General features: G+C 51.7%; 19 protein-coding genes, 2 tRNA genes and 1 pseudogene. 12 read left to right on the forward strand and 10 right to left on the reverse strand.

Translation table 11 applies throughout. The features are described 5' to 3' along the window. Positions 1-126 precede the first annotated feature (126 nt). Positions 127-1,329, forward strand: coding sequence for a porin OmpC (ompC, locus tag NMC31_RS24215; protein ID WP_253899306.1), 1,203 nt, complete (start codon positions 127-129; stop codon positions 1,327-1,329). A 55-nt stretch (positions 1,330-1,384) separates the two neighbouring features. On the opposite strand, the gene NMC31_RS24220 is transcribed toward ompC, so the two are convergent. Then, positions 1,385-2,281 (reverse strand): N-acetylmuramic acid 6-phosphate etherase, encoded by an 897-nt coding sequence (locus tag NMC31_RS24220; protein WP_149462278.1) that lies wholly within the window; start codon positions 2,279-2,281, stop codon positions 1,385-1,387. 165 nt (positions 2,282-2,446) lie between these two features. On the opposite strand from NMC31_RS24220, the gene NMC31_RS24225 reads away from it, so the two are divergent. After that, positions 2,447-4,066, forward strand: coding sequence for a sensor histidine kinase (locus NMC31_RS24225; RefSeq protein WP_253899307.1), 1,620 nt, complete (start codon positions 2,447-2,449; stop codon positions 4,064-4,066). Then, entirely contained in the window at positions 4,063-4,782 is a 720-nt protein-coding gene (gene dcuR / locus NMC31_RS24230; protein ID WP_253899308.1) for a two-component system response regulator DcuR, read from the forward strand. Before NMC31_RS24225 ends, dcuR begins: the two co-directional genes overlap by 4 nt. Here the strand turns inward: dcuR and NMC31_RS24235 are convergent. Beyond that, complete coding sequence (locus tag NMC31_RS24235) at positions 4,763-5,728, reverse strand: FAD:protein FMN transferase (RefSeq protein ID WP_253899309.1); 966 nt, start codon at positions 5,726-5,728, stop codon at positions 4,763-4,765. The genes dcuR and NMC31_RS24235 overlap by 20 nt on opposite strands. 60 nt (positions 5,729-5,788) lie before the next feature. Next, positions 5,789-8,569, reverse strand: a complete 2,781-nt coding sequence (locus tag NMC31_RS24240; protein WP_253899319.1) for a flavocytochrome c — start codon at positions 8,567-8,569, stop codon at positions 5,789-5,791. Positions 8,570-9,201: 632 nt separating this feature from the next. On the opposite strand from NMC31_RS24240, the gene NMC31_RS24245 reads away from it, so the two are divergent. Both NMC31_RS24245 and fumA read left to right on the forward strand, forming a co-directional pair. After that, complete coding sequence (locus tag NMC31_RS24245) at positions 9,202-10,710, forward strand: anion permease (protein WP_301544661.1); 1,509 nt, start codon at positions 9,202-9,204, stop codon at positions 10,708-10,710. Between the two features lie 54 nt (positions 10,711-10,764). After that, entirely contained in the window at positions 10,765-12,414 is a 1,650-nt protein-coding gene (fumA, locus tag NMC31_RS24250) for a class I fumarate hydratase FumA (protein ID WP_253899310.1), read from the forward strand. A gap of 83 nt (positions 12,415-12,497) precedes the next feature. Here the strand turns inward: fumA and NMC31_RS24255 are convergent, their stop codons facing one another. Together NMC31_RS24255 and NMC31_RS24260 are read right to left on the reverse strand one after the other, a co-directional pair. Next, positions 12,498-13,220 carry a YnfC family lipoprotein gene (locus tag NMC31_RS24255; RefSeq protein WP_253899311.1) on the reverse strand — a complete coding sequence of 241 codons (723 nt, stop codon included), beginning with the start codon at positions 13,218-13,220 and terminating at the stop codon, positions 12,498-12,500. Between the two features lie 226 nt (positions 13,221-13,446). Next, a complete protein-coding gene (locus tag NMC31_RS24260) occupies positions 13,447-13,830 on the reverse strand; it encodes a VOC family protein (protein WP_253899312.1) in 384 nt (127 codons plus the stop codon). 176 nt (positions 13,831-14,006) lie between these two features. On the opposite strand from NMC31_RS24260, the gene NMC31_RS24265 reads away from it, so the two are divergent. The 4 genes and pseudogenes from NMC31_RS24265 (at position 14,007) to NMC31_RS24280 (ending at position 17,096) form a co-directional block, all read left to right on the forward strand. Continuing rightward, the gene (locus NMC31_RS24265) at positions 14,007-15,128 is read left to right on the forward strand and encodes an alkene reductase (RefSeq protein WP_253899313.1); all 1,122 of its coding nucleotides are present in this window, start codon (positions 14,007-14,009) and stop codon (positions 15,126-15,128) included. Between the two features lie 18 nt (positions 15,129-15,146). Beyond that, positions 15,147-15,461, forward strand: a complete 315-nt coding sequence (locus tag NMC31_RS24270) for an ArsR/SmtB family transcription factor (protein WP_113857169.1) — start codon at positions 15,147-15,149, stop codon at positions 15,459-15,461. A 110-nt stretch (positions 15,462-15,571) separates the two neighbouring features. Beyond that, a pseudogene (locus NMC31_RS24275) lies at positions 15,572-16,445 on the forward strand (LysR family transcriptional regulator). A 132-nt stretch (positions 16,446-16,577) separates the two neighbouring features. Next, complete coding sequence (locus NMC31_RS24280) at positions 16,578-17,096, forward strand: SRPBCC family protein (protein ID WP_149462288.1); 519 nt, start codon at positions 16,578-16,580, stop codon at positions 17,094-17,096. A gap of 38 nt (positions 17,097-17,134) precedes the next feature. Here NMC31_RS24280 and NMC31_RS24285 read toward each other — a convergent pair whose 3' ends face one another. Continuing rightward, complete coding sequence (locus tag NMC31_RS24285) at positions 17,135-18,718, reverse strand: MFS transporter (protein WP_253899314.1); 1,584 nt, start codon at positions 18,716-18,718, stop codon at positions 17,135-17,137. Positions 18,719-18,827: 109 nt separating this feature from the next. Next, positions 18,828-19,127, reverse strand: coding sequence for a hypothetical protein (locus NMC31_RS24290; RefSeq protein ID WP_253899315.1), 300 nt, complete (start codon positions 19,125-19,127; stop codon positions 18,828-18,830). 526 nt (positions 19,128-19,653) lie between these two features. Between NMC31_RS24290 and NMC31_RS24295 the strand changes: the two genes are divergently transcribed. Continuing rightward, the gene (locus NMC31_RS24295; RefSeq protein WP_436651220.1) at positions 19,654-20,925 is read left to right on the forward strand and encodes an amino acid permease; all 1,272 of its coding nucleotides are present in this window, start codon (positions 19,654-19,656) and stop codon (positions 20,923-20,925) included. 364 nt (positions 20,926-21,289) lie between these two features. Here NMC31_RS24295 and NMC31_RS24300 read toward each other — a convergent pair. Next, positions 21,290-21,379, reverse strand: a tRNA-Ser gene (locus NMC31_RS24300). A gap of 90 nt (positions 21,380-21,469) precedes the next feature. Here NMC31_RS24300 and mtfA point away from each other — a divergent pair. Together mtfA and NMC31_RS24310 are read left to right on the forward strand one after the other, a co-directional pair. Then, a complete protein-coding gene (gene mtfA, locus NMC31_RS24305) occupies positions 21,470-22,267 on the forward strand; it encodes a DgsA anti-repressor MtfA (protein ID WP_149462292.1) in 798 nt (265 codons plus the stop codon). A 100-nt stretch (positions 22,268-22,367) separates the two neighbouring features. Continuing rightward, positions 22,368-22,443, forward strand: a tRNA-Asn gene (locus NMC31_RS24310). A gap of 38 nt (positions 22,444-22,481) precedes the next feature. Here NMC31_RS24310 and cbl read toward each other — a convergent pair. Next, positions 22,482-23,432 (reverse strand): HTH-type transcriptional regulator Cbl, encoded by a 951-nt coding sequence (gene cbl / locus NMC31_RS24315; RefSeq protein WP_253899317.1) that lies wholly within the window; start codon positions 23,430-23,432, stop codon positions 22,482-22,484. A gap of 101 nt (positions 23,433-23,533) precedes the next feature. Beyond that, on the reverse strand, positions 23,534-24,451 hold the full coding sequence (nac, locus tag NMC31_RS24320) for a nitrogen assimilation transcriptional regulator NAC (protein WP_253899318.1): 918 nt from the start codon (positions 24,449-24,451) through the stop codon (positions 23,534-23,536). Positions 24,452-24,727 lie beyond the last annotated feature (276 nt).

Below are 24,727 nucleotides of genomic sequence, written 5' to 3' on the forward strand. Positions count from 1 at the left end.
AATATTTAATATAAAATAGTTACATCTTTGACGTAAAATAAAATGAACTCTATAGATAATATCGCCGCTGCAATGCTGATTTATTTAAAAGCATTCATAACCATTATTATTTAAAGGAAATAAATAATGAAAAGAAAAGTATTGGCAATTATTGTCCCGGCATTGTTAGTGGCTGGTGCAGCAAATGCGGCAGAAATCTATAATAAAAACGGTAATAAACTGGATCTCTATGGGAAAGTCGATGCTCGTCATACTTTCTCTGACAATCCGGGTGATGATGGTGATGACACTATTATTGAACTGGGTTTCAAAGGTGAAACGCAGATCACTGACGAATTGACCGGCTTTGGTAACGCGCTGATGAAAGTGAAAGCCAGCGATACCGAAGGTAGCGACAACATGTATGCGAAACTGGCCTTCGCCGGTCTGCGCTATGCCGATGCAGGTTCATTCGACTACGGTCGTAACTACGGCGTCGTGTACGACGTCGAAGCATGGACCGATATGTTGCCAGTATTCGGTGGCGACTCTTACACCTGGACTGACAACTTCATGACTGGCCGTGCTAACGGCGTAGCGACCTACCGTAATACTGATTTCTTCGGTCTGGTTGAAGGCTGGAACTTCGCGCTGCAATATCAGGGCAACAACGAAGGCGGCAACACAAACGAAGATCAGGAAGGCACCAAAAACGGTCACGACGATTATCGTTTCCAGAATGGTGATGGCTTCGGTATGTCCACCACCTATGATTTCGGTGATGTACTGGAAGGCTTAAGCGTTGGTGCGGCATTCTCCTCTTCTGACCGTACAAACTCCCAAGTTGCTGCGGGTGGGATTCATAATCACCTGAGTAAAGATGCAGGTGGCTCCGAAGCGGAAGCCTGGACTATTGGTATGAAATACGACGCTAATGATGTCTACCTTGCATTGATGTACGCTGAAACACGTAACATGACCCCATATGGTAGTGGGGACCGTGGTGGCAAGAAGTATGAAGGCGGCATTGCCAACAAAACGCAAAACTTTGAAGCGGTTGCTCAGTATCAGTTCGATTTCGGTCTGCGTCCGTCTTTAGCGTGGGTTTACTCTAAAGGTGAAGACCTGGGTGGTTACAACGGCCACAACGGTCAGCATCACGTAATTGAATACACCGACAAAGCGCTGGTGAACTACGTTTCTGTTGCAGCGACCTATTACTTCAACAAAAACATGTCCGCATACGTCGATTACAAAATCAACCTGCTGGATAACGACGTGAAATTCTATCAGGACAATGGCATCTCCACCGATGACGTTGTGGGTGTTGGCCTGACTTATCAGTTCTAATCCCTACATATTATAAAGCCCGCATTGCGGGCTTTTTTTATTTCTTATGAAGGCGTTACGGCGCTTCCTGCAACGCCACTCGCACAAAACCATTGTTCTGCGCCAGCAGGGCATTGGCATCATTGGCTTCCATTCCTGTGAGCACCATCAGAATTGCGGTTTTACAATGATGATCGCAGCGTTCCAGCGCCGCTTTCGCCACGGCGCGTGAACAACTTCCTGCTTCCATCACAATCGCAATCTGACGCTCGCACCACTGGGTGGTATCCCCTTGCAGATCCACACGCAAATTGCTGTAAACCCGACCGCTGCGAATCGCAAGCCCGGTGGTCAGCATATTCAGAACCAGTTTCTGTGCGGCATTGGCTTTCGGATTACCGTAGCCAGCCACGACTTCCGCCCCGGTTTGTGGCGCAATAACCAACGACGCCAACTGTGCAGCTTCGCTTTGCGGATTGCGCGTGAGCACCGCTACCGGCGCACCCAGAGACCACGCATGACGCAGTGCGCCCCACACCCACGGCGTTTTTCCGCCGACGGTCAGGCCCAGCAGCATATCTTTATCATTAAAGCCGATGGCCTGAAGGTCCAGCGCCCCACGATCGTAATCGTATGCGGCTTCGCTTTTTTCATTCAGCATCGCCTGCGGCCCACCCGCGATAAGCCCGACAATCGGACCGTGACCCTGTGGTGTAAACTCACTGGCAGCAAGCATCCCGGCACGCCCCGACGCGCCCGCACCGACTATCACTAAGCGCCCACCGCGACTCAGCGCCGCCGCAGCTTGATCCACTAAACGGGTGATTTCATCCAGACAAGGCGTGATGGCATCGGCAATACGTTTATCTTCCTGATTGATAACGTTAAGCATGTCCTCGGTGGACAATCTGTCGATATCGGCGGTAACAGTACTGCGTCGTTCCATGACTGCATCGGTAAGCTTAATGCTCATAAACTGCCTCCTTATTATGAGTTGCCTTTCAATATAAAGTGTTTCATATGGATAGCCTGAGAGTGGCGTCACAAAGAGACGTTTGTTTTGCTAAGGGCTACACTGCTTTAAGAAATCAGGCTTATCAGCGATAATGCTTGTTTATTAATGATGACAGGGATCCCGATGCACGATTTACAGCAGCCTCAACGCGCGCCAAAACGTCCGATGAAGCTCAGTACGCTGGTCACCCTGATGGTCTGCGGTGTCATCGGTGCCGTCCTGCTGGTTATCTACACCTTCTATCTTGCGCAAATTGCCAAAGCCACGCGTACGGGTTTGCAGGATACCGCCTTTGCTATCGCGCGCACCCTCGCCGATTCGCCGGAAATCAAACGCGGCCTCACCTCGCCTTCTTACAGCGATATTATTCAGCCGATTTCAACCGCCGTGGAACAACGTAATCATCTGCTGTATGCGGTGGTGACAGATATGCATGGCATTCGTTATTCGCACCCTGATCCCCGCCGTGTCGGCCAGCGTTTTATCGGAGAAGATTTACAACCCGCCCTGCTTGGTCAGGAAAATGTCTCGGTGAACCATGGCGTACTGGAAGAGGCGCTGCGCGTCTTTACGCCAGTTTATGATGAAGAGCGCAGTCAGATTGGCGTGGTGATTGTCGGTATCTCGATGAACGATGTTCAGGCGCAAATCAACGCCAGCCGCTGGAATGCCATCTGGTTTGTGTTGTTCAGCGCCATTATTGGTAGCTTCGGGACCTGGGTGCTGGTTCGGGTACTGAAAAATATTCTTTTCGGGCTTGAGCCCTACGAAATTTCTACGTTGTTTGAACAGCGTCAGGCGATGCTGCAATCGCTTAAAGAAGGCGTCATCGCCGTCGACAGCCTCGGAAACGTAACGCTGATTAACCATACCGCGCGGCAAATTCTTCTCTCCGCCAACAATCGCCAGCCAGGAGAACCGCCGCATGCGCCGTTACAGGGAAACCTGCAACAGGTTCTGTCTACCGGAGTCGCGATTCCGGATCAAGAAGTGGGCTGCAACGGGCGTCTGTTACTCACCAACACCGTACCGGTCCGCAGTCAGAACCGTGTGATTGGCGCGATTTGCACCTTCCGCGATAAAACCGAAGTCAGCCAGTTGATGCAGCGCATGGATGGCATGGTGAACTATGTCGATGCGCTGCGCGCTCAGTCTCACGAGTTCATGAATAAACTGCACGTGATCCTCGGGCTTTTGCACATCAAGCGCTACGACAAGCTGGAAGAGTACATTCTGCAAACCGCGCAAAATTATCAGACCGATATCGGCGAAATTCAGCATAAAATTAAATCACCAATTGTTGCCGGTTTCCTGCTTGGCAAAATCAATCGCGCGAAAGAGGCCGGGTTTACGCTGACACTTGCCGAAGAGTCGCGCGTGCCGGACAACGCCAACGAACAACAGGTGGCGGTACTGGTCACCGTGCTGGGCAACCTGATAGAAAATGCGCTGGACGCCATGTCCGGCCAGCCGGAAGGCGAGATAAGCCTGCTGCTGCACTATCAAAATGGCTGGCTCTCCAGTGAAGTCAGTGATGATGGGCCTGGCATCGCCCCGGATAAAATTGATGCTATTTTTACCAAAGGTTTTTCGACGAAAGGCGAGAATCGCGGCGTCGGGCTATTTCTGGCCCGGCAACAAACTGAAAATCTCGGCGGCAGCATCGCCGTGGAATCAGAGCCGGGCGTCTTTACGCAATTTTTTGTACAAATCCCCTGGGACAGCGAGAGGAATGCCGAGTGATTAATGTGTTAATTGTTGATGATGATGCCATGGTGGCCGACCTGAACCGTCTCTATATCGAACGGGTTGAGGGATTTAGCTGCTGTGGAATCGCGTCAACCCTCAGCCAGGCTCGCAAATTTATTGATGAGAGTGTGCAACCCATCGACCTGGTGCTACTGGATGTTTATATGCAGCAGGATAATGGGCTGGATCTGCTGCCGATCATTCGCGCATCGGGCCGGGCTATCGACGTTATCATGATCTCTTCCGCTTCAGATGCGGAAACTATTCAAACGTCGATGCATTATGGTGTGGTGGATTACCTGATCAAACCGTTCCAGTTCCCGCGCTTTGAAGAGGCGTTAACCGGCTGGCGTGAGAAAAAACAGCTGATGGGTAACCATAAGTATTACGAACAGGCTGATGTCGATCGCCTGCTGCATGGCGGTGCGCCGGAACTGGCTGACGCCAAACGTCTGCCGAAGGGGTTAACACCGCAAACACTGCGCACTATTTGTCAGTGGATTGACGCGCATCCGGAAAGCGAGTTCTCTACCGACGACCTGGCGAACGCAGTGAATATTTCGCGAGTATCATGCCGAAAATACCTGATTTGGCTGGCGCAGATTAATATTTTGTTTACCAGCATTCACTACGGCGCAACCGGGCGCCCGGTGTATCGCTATCATCTGCTGGCGGAACAGTACGGTCTGCTTAAGCAGTACGCGCAATAAGCCGACAATCGTCATCAAGCAGCGTAAACCGGTAATGTCTGGCCGATGAGAGAATGATCTCCCGCTGTTTGGTGACAAATATCGCTTCAATGTCCGGGCGTCCGCGTAGCGCTGCAATACCCTTCTCTACACCCATTCCATAAATCAGCGTGGTCCAGAGATCACAGTCGAGGGATTCGCTGGCGATAATGGTCACGCTGTCGAGCTCGTTATCCAGGGGATACCCGGTGCGAGGGTCAAGAATATGGTGATAGCGGTGCCCGTCCAGCTCGAAAAAGCGCTCATAGACGCCGGAGGTCACCACCGACTTGTTCACCACCTCAATGGTCCCGAGCAACGCGTTATCCTGCGCAAAGGGCTTCTTCAGGCCAATCGACCAACCGCCCTCTGGTGAACCGAGCGTTTGCACATTTCCACCAAGATTAATCAGCCCCAGCGTCACGCCCTGCTGGCGCAAATAGTCGCGCACGCGGTCGGCGATGTAACCTTTTGCAATCGCCCCCAGATCGATTTCCATTCCGGCACGCGTCAAAAATACACTGCTTTGAGCATCATCCAGCACCACATTATGCGGATCGGTGAGCGTCAGTAATTGCGCAATATCCTCGGCGGGCGGCACGCTATCGCCCTTAAAACCGATTTTCCAGCGTTTCACCAGCGGGCCAATCGCCAGATTAAACGCGCCGCCGGGGACAAGGCTTGCGGCTTTGGCGCATTTGATCAACTCATAAACCGGGCGGCTGACGCTGACGGGATTGACGCCGGCGGCGTGAATGATATCCATCACCTGCGATTGTGCGCGGTTAACGGTGAGGAGGTCTTCGTATTGCTTGATGAGCTTAAAAACACGGGAGGCGAGCGGTTCGTTGTGTTCGAAGAGTTTGAGCAAAATGGGCGAGCCCATCAGGACCGCGGAATAACTGTATACGCGTGCATCGTCTGACATTCCAGCCTCCTTTCATAAAAGAGAACCCGGTAGCTTGGGCTACCGGGATTTCATGGGCTGCTAGCTGCGTTTTGCGCGCATTGCGGCCTGATGACCGGCGAGTGTACCAAAGATAATGATATCGGCGACAGCGTTACCGCCGATACGGTTGCCACCGTGGATGCCGCCAACCACCTCGCCTGCGGCGTACGCCCCGGCGATCACCTTGTGCGCTTTATCCAGCACGCAGGTCTCGGTATTGATGGTCACGCCGCCCATGGTGTGGTGCACGCCCGGCGCAATCTGAATCGCATGGAACGGACCTTCGTTGATCGGCGCACGCAGCGCGGTCGTACGACCGAAATCATCATCGTGCTGTTTTTCAACGAAACCGTTATAGCGTTCCAGGGTTGCCAGGAAAGCGTCTTCATTGAGCCCCAGTTTTTTCGCCAGGTCACGCGGTGAGCTGGCGCTGGTGACAAAGCCACGGCCAATGTATTCATCAGCGGCTTTGTTTTTCGCCCGAACATGCTCATCAAACACGATGTAGGCATATTTTTCCGGCAGCGCGATGATTTGCGCGGACACCTTGTCGCGGGTTTCCATTTCATTAAAGAAGCGGTTGCCCTGCTGATTCACCAGAATCGCCCCGCCGCCGCGGATAGATTCGGAAATCAGGTACGATGTTTTCTGCTCAACGGTCGGGTGAATCTGAATTTCGCTCATATCGACCGTGCCTGCGCCGATATTTTCCAGAAGTGAGATACCGCCACCGGTTGCGCCTTTATGGTTGGTGGTCACGAAGCCGGCCAGATCCGGACGGTATTTCACCACCATCGCGCTGTTGGCGCTGAAGCCACCGGTCGCCACGATAATGCTTTTGGTCGAGACGGTAAGCGCCTCTTTCTCTTCGGTCAGCAGACGGACTGCGGAAACTTCACCGTCTTCCATCACGATATCCACCACGGAAGTATCGAGCATCACATCGATATTGCGTTTGTTGACGTTACGCACCAGGCCGCTGATCAGATAGCCGCCAACCGCCGATCCGTCACGCGGACGGTGGGTACGGTCGATGCTCATCCCGCCGGTAGTGGTGATGTCGTTCAGCATAATGCCGCGCGTAGCCAGCCATTCGATGGCTTCTGGTGCGTTTTCGACAAAGCGACGCAGCAGTTCCGGGTTGTTTTTGTTTTTCCCGCCTTTCAGGGTTTCCTGGTAGAACAGCTCTTTGCTGTCCTGAATCCCTTTCACACGCTGGAAGCGCGTTTCCGCCGCGTTCATCCCGGCAGAGGCTTTGATGGTGTTCCCACCGATGGTTGGCATTTTTTCGACAATCAGCACGCTTGCGCCTTCGTCGTGCGCCTGAATCGCCGCAGCCAGACCCGCGCCGCCACTACCGACAACCACGACGTCGTAGCTTTTCGCTTCTTCGACGTCGCCGCCCTCTTCCGCCACCCGCGCTTTGCTTGATTTCAGCATCGCTTTAGAGACGGCTTTTTTCACCGCTTCACTCTGGCTGGTTGCGCCGGAGATAGCATCAACGTGCGGGGTGTTCGCATCGAGAATACGGGTACGAATCTCTTCAAAACTGGTGGTGAATTCCACGCTTTGATCCGGCGCGCTCGCCAGTTCGATATCGGCAATACGGTCCGTATCCAGGCTGACGTTGATAACCAGTTCATTGGTGTCATCCATCACGGTTTCCACGAAGGTACCCGCTTTGAATTTGGACTCGCCCATGCTCATGTCGCGGATCATCGCTTCAACCAGGAAGAAACGCCACAGCGGTTCCGGGATGCATAAGGCTTCACGCTGGGTGCTGTCGATGAACAGTTCCGGTGCTTCATTACGCGCAATGCGGTCAGTCCAGTCCGGATAGGCGATGCAGGCGCGTCCCACGGCGACCAGGTCGTAACCGTTATCCAGCGCGGTATCGACATCCGCTTCGTTCACGACGCCGCCCACGCCCATTACCGGGATTTGCGCGAGCGTTTCAGAACGCATGGCGACATATTTTTGAATCAGCGGCGTCGGATCGTTGGTTTCGACGATAGAAGGACGCAGCGTAGCGCCTACTGAGAAGTGCAGGTAATCGACGCCGCGCTCCGCCAGTTTTTCCAGCAGATACATGGTGTCGTCAAAGCGGATACCCGGGATTTCCATCTCTTCTGGCGAGAAACGATAGCCGATGATAAAGGAATCATCAGCATACTGGCGCACCATTTTATGGGTGATATCCAGTACTGCCAGCGGGAATTTCGCGCGATTGTCGCGGCTACCGCCCCACTCATCGTCACGCAGGTTGGAGTTCGGCGAGTAGAATTGTTGAATCAGATAGGTGTTGGCGCCATGAATTTCCACGCCGTCGAAACCGGCCTGGATGGCACGACGTACCGCATCGCCGAATTTACCGACCATGCCATACACTTCTTCCGTGGTCAGGGCGACCGGGGTTGCGGCTCCGTCACGCGGTGCAGCAACGGCGCTTGGGCCTACCGGCGTACGCCCACCGATCAGCTTAGGTTCGACCATGCGGCCACCGTGGTAAATCTGTAATAGCGCTTTCGAACCTTTAGATTTGATCGCTTCGGCAATTTTCGCCAGGCCGGCGATTTTGTCGTCGTTGTCGATACCCAGTGCGCCCGGGAAAGCGAGGCCGAGATCGTCAACAAAGCAGCACTCGACGATGATGGTACCGATGCTGCCGGAACGGGCGCGATAGTACTCAATCAGCTCGCTGCTGACTGAACCGTCGTAATAACCCGAACAGGTGGTCATCGGGGCCATGAACAAACGGTTTTTAATTTCAGTTCCGTTCGGTAAGGTGAATGACTCAAGTATGCGATGGTTTGTGTTCATCATATAAAAACTCCAAACTTTAAAAATTGAAATCTGCGAATTCTGAATCGGTGTGTATTTGAGTTATTTTTTCTTGCCGATATTGATGCTATTAATATAATGGTATTTTTAGTTACTAAAGTAATTACGTTAGTTAAAAAACTAATTAAGTACCGCTATAACACCAATACCCCCATGGTGTTATTAATAAAAAATATTTTGTTCACAATTATTTAAAATATTATTACTTTTACGCTACCTCTTGAGATGCAGTAAACCCCGTAATTTCACCCGCAACAACTAATATAAATCAATGGCTTAGACAAGCATCAACTTATGTTCTATATTTAAGATACCCACGCTCTCGTGAGCAATTAACGGCCAATACCCTTATAGTCCAACAGGGTTATTCAAAAATAATAAAAAGCGCGTTATCGTCCTGTTTTTTTGATCGAGATCAATTGCCTTATTCTTTAAAAGAGCATTAAATAAATATAAAGAATTCCTGATTTATCGCTGACAAATTAGCGCTAAATTTCCATGCCAGTAATACAAAAAGCCGCCTTTAATAATTAAATAAAGTAAAAAAACTAAAGAAAGCAAAAAGTCATTCCTGGCATAACCGAATTATTAACAACTTAAGACGCAAAACTATGAAAGAGAAAACCGCCGTAACGCCCCCCGTGGCGAGCAAGCCAAAAGACGGAAAGAAAAACCGTCTGATGATGATGGCACTGCCGATTATCGTCGCCGTGCTGCTGCTGTTTGTGCCGGTTCCTGAAGGGCTGCCGCCGTATGCCTGGCACTACTTCGCTATCTTTGTCGGCGTGATTGTCGGCCTGATTTTCGAACCCCTGCCGGGTGCGGTGATCGGTCTGACGGGCGTCGTCGCCATCGCATTATGCAGCCAGTGGGTGCTTTTCAGCCCGGAACAGCTGGCCGATCCTAAATTCAAACTGGCAGGCGCGTCCTTTAAATGGGCAGTGAGCGGTTTCGGTAACTCCACCGTCTGGTTGATTTTCGGTGCCTTTATGTTTGCCGCCGGTTATGACAAAACCCGCTTTGGTCGCCGCCTGGCGCTGATTCTGGTGAAATATCTGGGTCGTCGCAGCCTGACGCTCGGTTATGCCATAACCTTTGCGGACCTGCTGCTGGCGCCGTTCACTCCATCCAACACCGCGCGTAGCGGCGGGACGATCTACCCGATTATCGCCAACCTGCCGCCGCTGTACGGTTCAAAACCGAACGACCCGAGCGCGCGTAAAATTGGTTCTTATCTGATGTGGGTGGCGATTACCGCCGCGTGTATCACCAGTTCTATGTTCCTTTCCGCCCTGGCACCAAACCTGCTGGCGCTGGCGCTGGTGAAAAGCATCCTCGGTATCACCATTTCCTGGGGCACCTGGTTCATCGCCTTCCTGCCGCTGGGTATCCTGCTGATTCTGACTATGCCGTTGCTGGCTTACTGGTTCTATCCGCCGGAAGTGAAAGTGAACGACGAAGTGCCGCTGTGGGCGAGCCGTGAACTGGAAAAACTGGGCAAACTGTCACGTAACGAAATTCTGCTGCTGGTCTTCGTATGCTGCGCGCTGCTGATGTGGATCTTCGCTGCAGCGTGGATTGAGCCTGCCATGGCGGCGCTGTTAATCGTTGGCCTGATGCTGTGGACCGGCGTGCTGGAGTGGAGCGATATCACTGGCAACAAAGCCGCATGGAACACCTTTGTCTGGTTCGCAACGTTAGTGGCGCTGGCCGATGGCCTCTCCTCTACTGGCTTCATCAGCTGGTTGGGTAAAGAAGGCGGCCTGCTGATGAGCGGTATCTCTCCGGGTGTGGCAACCGTTGTTCTGCTGCTGGCGTTCTACCTGCTGCACTACCTGTTTGCCAGCACCACCGCGCACACCACGGCGCTACTGCCAGCGATGCTGACCATCGCCGCCACTATTCCGGGCATGAACATGGAAGTGTTCGTCCTGCTGATGGTGACTTCACTGGGTATCATGGGGATCATCACCCCATACGGTACTGGCCCGAGCCCGATTTACTACGGGAGCGGCTACCTGCCGACCAAAGACTACTGGCGGTTAGGCACCATCTTCGGTGCCATCTTCCTGGCTGCCCTGCTGCTGATTGGTTACCCGTGGATGTCCATGATGTTCTGATTCTCAACCGCCGGAGGGTAACGTCCGGCGGTTTTATTTTATGGAGCAATAGCTATGTCGAATAAACCTTTTGTTTACCAGAACCCCTTCCCGCTTGGCAAAGATGACACCGAATACTATCTGCTGAGCCGCGAGCACGTTTCCGTTGCCGAATTTGAAGGTCAGGAAATCCTCAAAGTTGAACCTGAAGCGCTGACGCTGCTGGCACAGCAGGCTTTCCATGACGCCTCTTTCATGCTGCGCCCTTCTCACCAGAAACAAGTTGCCGCCATCCTGAATGACCCGCAAGCCAGCGAAAACGACAAATACGTCGCGCTGCAATTCCTGCGCAACTCGGAAATCGCCGCCAAAGGCGTCCTGCCGACCTGCCAGGATACCGGTACTGCTATCATCATGGGTAAAAAAGGCCAGCGTGTATGGACCGGCGGCGGAGATGAAGCTGCTCTGGCACGCGGTGTTTACAACACTTACACCGAAGATAACCTGCGCTACTCGCAGAACGCCCCGCTGGATATGTACAACGAGGTGAACACCAAAACCAACCTGCCTGCGCAGATTGATCTCTACAGCGTTGACGGCGACGAGTATAAGTTCCTGTGCGTCGCCAAAGGCGGCGGTTCGGCGAACAAAACCTATCTCTACCAGGAAACCAAAGCGCTGATCACCCCGGCGAAACTGAAAAACTATCTGGTTGAGAAAATGCGTACGCTGGGTACGGCGGCCTGCCCTCCTTACCACATCGCATTCGTGATTGGCGGTACATCCGCTGAGAGCACGCTGAAAACCATTAAACTGGCGTCAACCCGCTACTATGACAGCCTGCCAACCGAAGGCAACGAACACGGTCAGGCGTTCCGTGACGTTAAGCTGGAGCAAGAACTGTTACAGGAAGCGCAGAACCTGGGCCTCGGCGCGCAGTTCGGTGGCAAATATTTCGCTCACGATATCCGCGTGATCCGCCTGCCGCGTCACGGCGCATCCTGCCCGGTCGGCATGGGCGTTTCCTGCTCGGCGGATCGTAATATCAAAGCGAAGATCAACCGCGATGGTATCTGGATCGAGAAGATGGAGCACAATCCGGCGCAGTATATCCCGGAAGCACTGCGTCAGCAGGGTGAAGGCAGTGCCATTGCTATCAATCTGAACCAGCCGATGAGTGAAATTCTGGCACAGCTTTCAGCACATCCGGTATCTACCCGCCTGTCGCTGAACGGGACGATTATCGTTGCCCGTGATATCGCGCACGCCAAACTGAAAGAGCTGATCGATAACGGGGAAGAACTGCCGCAGTACGTGAAGGATCACCCGATTTATTACGCAGGCCCGGCAAAGACACCGGAAGGTTATGCTTCTGGCTCTCTCGGCCCAACCACCGCAGGTCGTATGGACAGCTACGTGGACCTGCTGCAGTCGCATGGCGCAAGCATGGTGATGCTGGCGAAGGGCAACCGCAGCCAACAGGTCACCGATGCCTGTAAACAGCACGGTGGCTTCTACCTCGGCAGCATCGGCGGCCCGGCGGCGATTCTGGCGCAGGACAGCATCAAGAGTCTGGAATGCGTGGCGTATCCTGAACTGGGTATGGAGGCTATCTGGAAAATCGAAGTGGAAAACTTCCCGGCCTTTATCCTGGTGGATGATAAAGGGAACGACTTCTTCCAGCAGATTCAGAACAAACAGTGTTCAGGGTGTTCACAGCGTTAATCACGTAAAAAAAGCCTGATGCGCTACGCGCATCAGGCCTGCATAACGAAGCCAGGCATCCGCCTGGCTTTTTTGTGTTTGGCTCAATAAAACGTCGCTTGCGTATACACCTTCAACCTGAGCGGCTTTTTACCGGGTTTATCTTCCCAGGTAATGGTTAAATCACACTTTCCCGGCGTACCGCGTTCATCATACTGACAGACGCTATTGGTGGCATAGTTTTCTGAATAGCGCGAGGAGTTGATCAGTGTGTAATCCAGCGGCTTATGCTGCGGGTCACTGTACATCACCACATTCGAGGCCGTTACACCGCGCGAGGAGTAAAACTTCGTCATATTGACGTTGCCGCGTTCATCGTACAAATATTCAGAGACCTTATTGCCCATAAAACGTGTCGACATCAGCAGACCATTATCTGCGATTTCATATTGTTCTAAACCGCCGTTCTCAGTTTTTGACACAATATTACATTTCTCATCTAATGATATAGTAATAATTGACCAGTCTTTAATGCCTTTAAGTGTTCGCCCATCACGCCTGAGAATCAATTCCGATCGTTTTCGTTTATCATTAAATTGCAGACTGTCAAGACACCCACTTTGACTCAGCGTCGCGTCCAATTCATATATTTGCCGTCCCTTTTCATCCTCAATGGAGACGTTTAATTCTTTGACATCCCCTCTGATAGGCACAAATCCATATAACAATGAAAGGTTATATAAAACAGGAATATAGGAATCATTCGCCAATACAGGGCTTGATAACATGAAAAAAACGAGCAATGGTGTTTTCCTATTACACAGCATAAGCCCCTCCATCATTTGTTATTATTATTTTATCATAGTAAGCCACAATCGACACCGATGCTCAATATCTCAATAGATTATTTTCAGATGCAAATATCTTAATAAAAGAAAATTACCATGAAGTTATATCGTAGTTATCACAAAAGATACGTAAGAATACAGAGTATAATCCCTGATGGTATTAGAAGTGACATCAGGGAATGATATTAAAATGACGAAACAGCATTTACTCAACAATCTCAACTAAATTGCCATCGGGATCTTTAATAACTGCTTCGTAGTAACCGTCTCCGGTGGTACGCGGGGCGGAGACTAAAATCCCCCGTTCTTGTGCCTTCTGTGCCAGGGCATCTACTTTTGCCTTCGTGCCGACGGCAATCGCCAGATGTACCCAACCGCTGGTGATGTTATCCGACTCACGCGCGGTTAACCCTGGTTTGGTCATCAGTTCAATAGCCACATCCTCACCCATCTTAACAAAGTAAGATTCAAAGCCGGGATTAGTTTTGCTGCAGTACTTTTCGTTGATTGATCCCTCAAAGAAATCAACCCAGAAGCGAGCCTGAGTCTCAAGCTGTCGCGTCCAAAGTGCAACGTGGGCGATTTTCATCTTTCACCTCTTTCTCAGATTGTAATCAGTAACCGGTTGTCTCTTAGACTTATTTTTACTCACTATGCCAGTAATCTGCACAGAGATCGTCATCTAAATATGACATTTTGCATTTACACATTTAAATTTATAAATATAATAACTCGCACCTTTTAGTAGCAGAAGAATGCTTTATTATGAAAAACGACACTATCTTTAGCCCACTCACCCTCGGCGGCCTGACCTTACGCAACCGCGTGATCCTGCCGCCGCTGACTCGCTGTCGCAGCGAACAACCGGGGAATGTGCCTGGCCCACTGATGGTTGAATATTATCGCCAACGCGCCAGCGCCGGGCTGTTGATCACCGAAGGTACGCAGATTGAACCCCGAGGCCAGGGCTACGCCTGGACGCCGGGCATTCACAGCGATGCTCAGGTTGAAGGCTGGAAAAAAGTCACGGATGCCGTCCATCAACAAGGCGGTGTGATTTTCTGCCAGCTGTGGCACGTCGGGCGCGTCTCACACACCTCGCTTCAACCGAATCAACAGCCGCCCGTCGCACCGTCGGCCATCGCGGCCACGAACGTACGCGTTTTTATCGAAACTGCGCCTGGTGAAGGCATGCTGACCGCCCCAAGCCAGCCGCGTGAGTTGAATACGGTAGAGGTTAAAGAACTGGTTGAGCTTTACCGTCAGGCCGCGATTAACGCTAAACACGCTGGCTTTGACGGCGTGGAACTGCATGCGGCAAATGGGTATCTCATCAATCAGTTCATATCAGAACACACCAACCATCGTACGGACGAGTACGGCGGTTGTCTGACAAACCGTCTGCGCTTTTTAAAAGAAGTCATCGATGCAGTGAGCGATGTGTTTGGCAGCCAGCGCGTCGGCGTGCGTTTCTCGCCGCTGTTCACCACCACAGACGAAGACAGGGTCTACCTCGGCCTGGTAGAGTCTAATCCGCATGAGACCTGGACCACCGCGGCCCGCTTGCTGAACGATGCCGGTGTGGGTTATCTCTCCATTGCAGAAGCAGACTGGAACAACAGCCCGGATCTGCCAGAAGATTTCCGCGCGGCACTGCGCGTCGCATTCCGCAATCCGATTATGTATGCGGGCCGTTACACGGCAGAAAAAGCGCAGCACATGCTGGAAAATCACTGGGGCGATATGTTTGGTTTTGGTCGTCCGTTTATCGCCAACCCTGACCTTCCGGCACGCCTGAAAAACGGCTTCCCGTTGAATGCGGTGGATGAATCATCCATGTATGGCGGCGGCAGTAACGGGTATACTGATTACCCGGTTTATTCATAAACAGAGTAATGAGGTCGCATGACACCTGAAAACGCCATGAAGTTACTGTCGAATCCCACGCGCGTTGCCATTCTGAAGTGGCTGAAAAACCCGCACGAGTCATTCGCCGAGTACAGCCAACTTTATGACTATGATGTCTATGGTGTCTGCGCCAGTCTGATTCAGGACAAAGCCGGACTCTCGCAGCCCGCCACGTCCCTGTGCCTGAAGGCGATGCAGGAAGCGGGCTTGCTGGAGGCCAGCAAGGTTGGAAAATGGACCTACTATCGGCGCGTTGAATCGGGCATTGATACCATGGCCCACAACGTCGCTGAGTTTCTGGAACACCTCTGATCCCTCGGGCGACACCTCGTCGCCCGATTTGCTTCGCCGCTGCATAGACACCACCCCGCCCAGACGCTAGCATTCCATAACTATTCTTATCGCATCGTGACGCTTACATTATGAATAATGATATCAGATCGCTGGATCTCAACCTGTTGAAGGCGCTCGACGCATTGATTGACGAAGGCAGCGTCACCCGCGCCGCCCAGCGGCATGCTGACACGCTTACGCGACTATTTTGGCGATCCGCTGTTTGTTCGCGCGCAGCGTGGCATGGTGCCCACGGCACGGGCCCGCGAGCTTGCCGCGCCGGTGAAGCAGATCCTGACCGATATCTCTATCCTGCTGAAGCCCGCCCATTTCGACCCGTTGAGCGCCGAAATGACCTGCTCGATTATGGCCACCGATTACGCGTTAAAAGCGGTGATAGTGCCGCTAATGAGTGCGCTAAAAAAACGCGCACCGGGTATTCGTGTCGCCGTGCGTCCGGTTGATGATGAACGTCTGTTTTCCCTGCTGGAGCGTGGCGATGTTGACCTGGCGCTGGTCACGCCTGCAACGACACCCGGCGATCTTCACGGGCGTGCGCTGTATGAGGAGGAGTATGTTTGCATGCTGCGCGCCGATCATCCTGTTGCCGTCTCGGGCACACTCAGTCTCGACCAGTTTTGCGCGCAGGACCACATTCTCGTTTCCTCAGAAGGCGGTTTCTGGGGCGTGACTGACGAGGCGCTGGCAGCGCTTGGCCGCACACGGCATGTCGGCATGTCCGTAAACAGCTTCCTTGTATTGCCAGAAATTTTACGAATGACGGATATGATTGCCGTCGTGCCCCGCCGTCTTGCCCTACAGCATGAACATTTGACCATTATGCCGCCACCGCTGGACGTACCCGGCTTCACCAAAAGTATGGCCTGGCACGAACGTAACCATCGTGACCCTGCGCATCAGTGGATACGGGCGCTCTGCGTCGAGGTTAGCCAGAACGCCTAATCCTGATATAAGTTATCTTATGAATTATATCGTGATTGCTAATTTGTCTTATAAGTGAATTTACCGATAATAGCTTCATACCGCTGAGATACACGCCTTCAGCGCCATTGACATGATTTGAGGAGATACACTATGAACGCAATTAACTGGCCAGAAGGTTTTGTTCCGGGCTTCACCGATAACTTCGTCTCAAACGAAATGATCATTGCCGGGCTTAGCGTGAGCGACGTTTGGCCGTTCCTGAACCAGCCTTTCCTGTGGCCGGACTACTACAAAAATTCCGCAGATGTTCGTTTCTACGATAATAAAGGCCCGGAACTGGAAAACGGCGTCCGTTTTTACTTCAGCACTTTCGGCTTCCCGGTGGAATCTCAGGTCGTCGAGTATGTCCCGCCAGCTGAGGGACAACCCGCGCGCGTCGCCTGGCACGGTTGGTCTGGTGAAGAGCATGCCGCCGATCGTCTCGATGTACACCACGCGTGGCTGCTGGAAGACTTGCCGGGTAACCGCGTGCGTATTCTGACCCAGGAAACACAGAACGGCCAGCCAGCAAAAGCACTCGCCGCCACACGCCCTAACCCAATGCTTAACGGGCACCAGGAGTGGCTGGACGGATTGGTTGCTGCGGCGATGAGTGCGAAGAAAGCGTGATGAATTCGCGTCAGGGGCCACGCCCCTGACGCGGTTATTTATGGCCTGGATGTGGTAATAAAGTGCCGTACTTTTGGCGGTTCATCACCCGTGTGATATTGCAGGAGTTCTGCCTGGATATCCGCATCAGCCTTTGACACCCTTCTGTGCTGGCGCAAATGTTCCGCCCAGGACTCCACCATAAACCACTCCAGTAAAATGCGCGGATTGGCAGAATCTTCGGTGATCCCCCAGTTATAGGCCCCATCCCGCCGCCGCTCGTATGCCAGGTTATAAATGGCTTTCAGGAAAGGCCCGCGATGCTGCGGATCGACGTCGTACTCAATCTGAATCAGCACGGGCCCGCGATCGTGTTCAACCACCTCGGCTGTCAGCGGCTCTGGCCAATGGTTGGACGGCAGCAGATCCGATTCCCCTTTTGGCAGGCGCAGGCGATAACTGACAACACCAATAACAATGATACCAATAGCGCCAATGAACAGGGTTTCCTGAACGCCAGCCGATTGCGCCAGTGCTCCCCAGGCCAGGCTCCCCGCCGTCATCGCCCCATTAAAGACGGTCAGATAGACCGCCAGTGAGCGGCCACGAACCCAGTTCGGTAAAATCGACTGCGCTACGCCGTTGAATGTGGTCAGCGCAATAATCCAGCCGCAGCCCAACACCACCAGTGCCACCACGGCCAACCATTGTGGCGGCGCAATCGACAACAGCGCCATCACAGAAGCGGTAATGATCGACGCCAGTAAAAGCAGGCCATCCGCACTGCATTTTTGCCGCAATTTGGGTAACAGAAACGCGCCGGCAATCGCACCGACACCGACTGCGCCCAGCAAAATCCCGTAGAAGCCCGCATCACCACCCAGCACGCGGCGTGCAACGAGCGGCAACAACGCCCAAACGGAGCTGCAAAACGCGAAGAACAGAAACGTGCGCAGCAGCACGACATGTAGCTCACGGCTGGCCATGGTGTAGCGCAACCCGGCACGAAAGGCGCCGAGGAATTTTTCCGCAAGCTCATCGCTATCGGTTTTGGCTCTTTTCCACCACAGCAGGGCCGCAATCACAAACAGATAGCTGATCACATCCACGCCGTAAGTGACTGACGTACCGAAGGTTGCCAGCACAATCCCGCCCAGCGCCGGGCCGATTGCGCGTGCAATATTGATGCCCAGCGAGTTCAGCGCGACGGCATCGCGAAGATCCTGCTTCTTCACCAGTTCAGGTACAATCGCCTGCCAGGTCGGCCCCATTAACGCCGCGCCGATCCCACCTACAAAGGTAAGCGCCACCAGCGAAAGAATGGTTTGCAGCCCCGTTGCGGAAAGCAGCAACAGGCAAATACTGACGCTTGCCATCAATAACTGAATACCAATTAAGAACTTGCGGCGATCGAGAATATCAGAGAGCACACCGGCGGGGATGGCGAGCAGGAAAACCGGCAGCGTCGCGGCAGCCTGAACCATCGCAACAGCCAGAGGCGAAGAAGAGAGATCGGTCACTAACCATGAGCTGGCAATATCACGTGCGAAAGAACCTATATTACCAATAATTGTTGCTACCCACAGAACTGCGAATACAGTCTGGCGTAATGGGCCAAAGCCACTGGAGGCGCTGGTCGTCATTATTCATCCTCAACAAAAAGTCGTGGATTAAATTTAGCCTAATGGTATGTGTATTACACGTGATAGTGTTGAAAGCGCCCCGAATATTTATCCAGGGCGTACAGGGTGTTTAACGGAAATCGAGGACATCAGGCTTCGAAGAGGGGTAACGTTCGACTTGCTGCGGAGCAAATCCTTTTAGCTGATCGCGATAGAAGCGCAAACGCTGTTGGAAGTGCTCAGACATCTCTAAAGGCATATTACCCTCGACAGCGCGTGCGCACAGGCCACGTTGTTCATACTCCATTTTCGCAACGGTAAAAGCAATGAAATCTACGTTAGTTTTCATAGACTTTGGACAAAACTCAAACATATAAGCTCCTTTATTGTTTGTTTTCTCCACCCGACATGCAGTCGGTTTTTTTAGCATAGCCTGTTTTCTGACCGTTGAGTTAAATACACCTGAAACGAATGGGGTTACTTACCCATATTTTAAATTATGCAGATATCTATACGCAGGGTTTCACATCATCCAAATATTCGTCTGCCCATCCTCAGCGCCTGAAGGTTCATCTTTGCGGATTAACCGTCGTCGCCCCCGCTCATTGTTCGAACGTCGGAGTGCATCAAAAGTAGTCGCTGTGTAATCACTTACCCACCCTTAAGTTAACCCATTGAAACAATTATGCTACGCGCAGTTTAAATAATACTGAATATTTAAATATCTTCATTTTAATCTTTAAAGAAGAGATTAATTGTGATAATAAAATAATGAACGGGATTATACTTAATCACTTCATATTTAAAAATTAAGCATCATCTCACATTCACTCATTGTTCACACCTTGACCAATGTATGAGTTTACAACAGGTAACATAAGGAACCGTTATTTCATATGCAAACGGAAGAAAACATGACAGTTATATTTTGACAGTTACGAGCATTAATAATAAAAATGGTTACCAACACAATAAACAATATTGCATCACCCACATCAGCATGGAAGTTTAAAGATACAATCTGGTCCATGGGAGTCTATGGCGCAACCGTCGGAGCCGGTGTTTTGTTCCTTCCGGTTGAAATAGCTATGCGCGGGCCGCTGGTCTATTTGTTGCTGATTATCCTTAGCCTGCCGCTATCGATGATCCCGCATATGCTGATTTGTCGCGTATTTATGCGCGAAGAAGGTCCGAAGGATAAGTCACTTCCGCTCTTCAATAGCTTCTTTGATCACAAAGGTAAAAAGGCGATTAAAGTCTTTTACTTTTTTTCTAACTTTCCGGTTACCCTGGTTTACGGTATTTCGCTGGTTAATGCTATCAATAGCTACGTGATAACCCATTTACATTTACCGGGCATTAACCGTGCGGTGCTGTCGTTTATCGTTGTGGCGATTTTATTTCTACTTTTGAGCCGGGGCCGAGATAAAGTTGTCGGCATGATGTCGGTACTTGTTTTACCCTTCGCTGTCACCGTCACGCTCATCGCAGCCTTTCAAATTCCACAATGGAACCTCGCCAATGTGATGCCTGCTATTCATGGTGTTGGGCAGCAGCCCGTAGGCAACTCACTTAAAAACATCTGGCTTACCATTCCCCTTATCACCTTCGCCTTCTGCTCCGTGCCGTTGATGTCGCCACTGGCGTCGTTTTATCGTGAAGCCGGGCACGGCGGTGAAAAGAAATCCGTAAGGGTTATCAAAGTCGCTTATTTCAGCATCTACGCCAGTATTATCTTCTTTGTTACCAGTTGCCTGTTAAGTATTCCGCATGATGTCTTCGCTGTGGCTAAATCACAGAATTTGAACGTGCTTTCCGTACTGCAAAAAGATAACAGCAATATTGTTCTTTTTTATATTGCCCCGTTTATTGCCATTATCGGCATGACCAAGTCGTTTTTAGGCATTTGTTTATCCGTCGCTGAAACCTTTGCCCACATGGTCAGCGATGCGATTGGCGAAAAAGAAGACACGCCACATAAAAAAGGGAAACGCATTGCGTGGCTTATCATGTTCGGCATCTCTTATGCCGTTGTGTATATTAACCCCGATGTTATCGAACTGATTGAGAAATTCTGCGGACCACTACAGGCCATCTTCCTGTTTCTGATCCCTGTTTACTTAATCTACAGCCGAAGTGCACTCAAAAGTTTGCGCGGTATTCGCCCAGTGGTGGTGCTGACTGGCGGTATTCTGACCGTTTCTGCGCTTTTTTATTCCCTGTTCTAAAAGCCAATACACTGTCAGGGTATTTGGCCTGATTGATTCAGCAGCCCGCTTAACGAGTTGCTGAATCAAGTACCGCCACCTCTGTTGAATCCGCTACGTTGGTTTAGTCAAAGCTCATTATGGTCATTGTCCTGCGCGAGAGAGTTTGTTTTGCATCCGTTGTAGACGTAAGAAAAGACAGGAAGCGTATAAGGATTAATCCGGTTTTGAACCATTACGGGGTGTGTGCAAGGCGTGCATGCTTTTTTTTGCTAATACTGAGTAAAGCAATGAGCAATTGCGGAAGATTTTAGGTAGGGATTCTCTCAGATTACCTCAATGCGAGTTGAGTCACTGAAAATTAATGCGGTAAGTGCTTGAATAGTGGCGGAGAGAGGGGGATTTGAACCCCCGGTAGAGTTGCCCCTACTCCGGTTTTCGAGACCGGTCCATTCAGCCGCTCTGGCATCTCTCCGTTTTGATGGTTGCCATGATGCCAGGTTATTTGGCATTTTAACAGACCCAGTCTCTTCAATTGCGTTCAAGTGACGAGTTTGCGAGCAAAATGATGATTAAATGGCCCTGGAAGGCAGATGAGTCTGCTGAAAAAACCGACATCCCGTGGGAACAAGCGTTCTCCGTCCCACTTTTAGCCAATCTCAGCGCAGATGAACAAAGCAAACTCCGCGTGCTTGCCGATCGTTTTTTGCAGCAAAAGCGGCTGGTTCCTCTTCAGGGATTAGTGCTGGAGCCTATCACTCAGGCACGTATTGCGCTGCTGTTTTGCCTGCCGATAATGGAACTGGGGCTTGAATGGCTTGATGGCTTCCACGAGGTGCTCATCTACCCCGCCCCCTTCGTGGTGGATGATGAATGGGAAGATGATATTGGCCTTGTGCATAATCAACGCGTGGTGCAGTCCGGCCAAAGCTGGCAACAGGGGCCCATTATTCTTAACTGGCTCGACATTCAGGACTCCTTCGACGCATCCGGCTTCAACCTGGTTATCCATGAAGTCGCACATAAACTCGATACCCGTAATGGCGATCGCGCCAGTGGCATTCCGTTAATACCTCTGCGTGAAGTCGCGGGCTGGGAGCACGATCTCCATGCAGCGATGGATAATATTCAGGATGAGATTGATTTAGTCGGTGAAAGCGCCGCCAGCATTGATGCTTACGCGGCTACTGATCCAGCAGAGTGTTTCGCCGTGCTGTCCGAGTATTTTTTCAGCGCCCCCGAACTTTTCGCTCCGCGCTTCCCGGCACTGTGGCAGCGTTTTTGCCAGTTCTACCGCCAGGATCCGCTCACGCGTTTGCGAGATAACGACACGCAGGAAGATATTTCGCCTGTAGTTCACTAAAACAACAGCTTGCGCTAAATTCATGCAATTGAATCAGTCAGTTAAATTTAGTGTTGACACAATATTACGAGGCCAGTAGTATTCGCCTCGTTCACACGATTCCTCTGTAGTTCAGTCGGTAGAACGGCGGACTGTTAATCCGTATGTCACTGGTTCGAGTCCAGTCAGAGGAGCCAAATTTAGAAAAGCCCGCTTATCGCGGGCTTTTTGCTTTTTAGATTTGATAATCCAGCGCCAGCTCATCAGGCTCCATCGCCTGCCGCTTAATTTCCTCCAGCGATAACCCGGCATTACATAATTCGATAAAACGCCAGACATAGTTACGCTGCAACTGTCCGCGTTTTAGCCCCAACCACACCGTATTGGCATCAAACAAATGATGCGTATCCAATCGCACCAGTTTCCCGGACTCCTGAAGATCGCCAGACTGTTCAGCCACCAGCCCAATGCCCAGCCCCAATTCAACGTAAGTTTTGATAACGTCTGAGTCCTGCGCGCTGAGCACGATATCCGGCAACAGCCCTTTGCGGTTGAAGGCTTCATCAATACGCGAGCGCCCGGTGATCCCCTGGCGATAAGTAATCAGCGGCCAGCGCGCGATGGCTTCCAGCGTCAGCGGCGTGATTTGCGTCAGAGGATGATCCTGCGGTACCAGCACATTGTGATGCCAGCGGAACCAGGGAAAAGCCACCAGCGTACTGTCATTGCTCAATCGCTCGCTGGCAATGCCAATATCCGCGCCACCGTTATGTAGCAGCGTTTCGATTTCCTGCGGTGTTCCCTGGACCAGTTCCAGACGTACATCAGGGAATATTTCACGAAAGGCTTTAATCACCGGTGGCAGGCTATAGCGCGCCTGGGTATGCGTGGTTGCGACCGTCAGAACGCCCGAACCATCGTTGGTGAAAAGATCGGCAAGACGTCGAACGTTACTTGCCTCATTCAGAATACGTTCGGCAATCACCAACAACGCTTTACCCGGTTCGGTCATCCCCAGCAGTCGCTTTCCGCGGCGGATGAAGATCTCAATCCCCAGCTCTTCCTCCAGCTCACGGATATGACGGCTTACACCCGATTGCGATGTGTATAGCATATTGGCAACTTCAGTCAGGTTGTAATCCTGCCTTGCTGCTTCACGAATTATTTTTAGTTGCTGGAAGTTCACCTTCCCCTCCGGGTCAAACAGACATTGCACTATTGTTAAAGTCTGTCGCGTCCGCTAACAAATAATAAAAACCAGCAACTTATTACTTAAAAGAATATACGTTAGCTCACCAGCTGCAATTCGCGGTTATCCAGCGCCGGGCGGCTGACCAGCGAGATCAGAATGTCTTTCACCGCCTGCGCCTGTGGAGAGAGCTGTCCACGGGCTGACATATTTAGCGACAACGGCAGGCTCATTGATGGCGTGGTGATCCGGGCCATCCAGCCATTTGCCGCCTGTGATAGCGTTCGCGCGGCGGACTCTGGCAGAACGGTGACGCCCATCCCACTGGCAATCGCCGCCGTCAGCGTAGAAATAGATTCTATCTCACCAATGATTTTGGCCGTCAGACGACGCAGCGAAAATGCTTCATCTACCCGGGCACGGACTGCGCTGTAGTCGCGCGGCAGGAACAGGTTCATTTCAGCAACTGCCGTTAAATCGATGCTCTGTCCCGGACAATCACGCGTGCCAACCAGGTAGAGATCTTCTTTCAGCAACGGCTGACTGTTAACGCCCGCCACGGGAGAGCGGTCGTAAAGTACCGCCATATCCAGCTGGCTGCTCAGCAGTTTGTCATTCAACGCCGCGCCGCTGTTTTCATGAAGATAAATCAGCACTTCCGGCAGTTCGTTACGCACGGCTTGCAACAGCGGCATGGTGATGGACGATGCCGCTGTACCCGGCGCCAGACCAATGGAGACCGGGCCGCTTAACGTTTGTCCAACATTATTCACCGCCAGCTGCGCCTGCTCACACTGGCGCAATATCGTACGCGCATGGGTATAAAGCACTTTCCCCGCTTCCGTTGGTGTAACGCCGCGCTTGGTGCGGATCAGTAATTGCTGATCGAGCTCTCCCTCCAGAGTGGCAACCTGCTGGCTCAGTGCGGGCTGTGCGATATGTAACACTTCAGCGGCCTGGGTCAGGCTACCGATATCGACGATTTTCACAAAGTACTTCAGTCGTCTTAAGTTCATTTTGCCTCCTGTACTGCCAACAATGGCGTTTAGATATCGAAGGAGTTGCAAGATGCTTGCCAGCTTTTTAAGAAAAGGCGTCACGGGCGCGTAACAAGGCTTTCCAATCGATAAGCGCATTTTCGCAGGCAGTCAGAAGATGTTGATCTGCCCCATTAGGGGTAAATTCGCACCACCCCGGTGCAAATCAACGAAAAAATAGCCAATCACCCGTGAATTGCTGAAATTGTCAGCAAACGAACACAAAGTGGAGAGACACCCTTTGACAAGCCAGAA

Source organism: Pseudocitrobacter vendiensis, assembly GCF_943590815.1.
Taxonomy (GTDB): domain Bacteria; phylum Pseudomonadota; class Gammaproteobacteria; order Enterobacterales; family Enterobacteriaceae; genus Pseudocitrobacter; species Pseudocitrobacter vendiensis.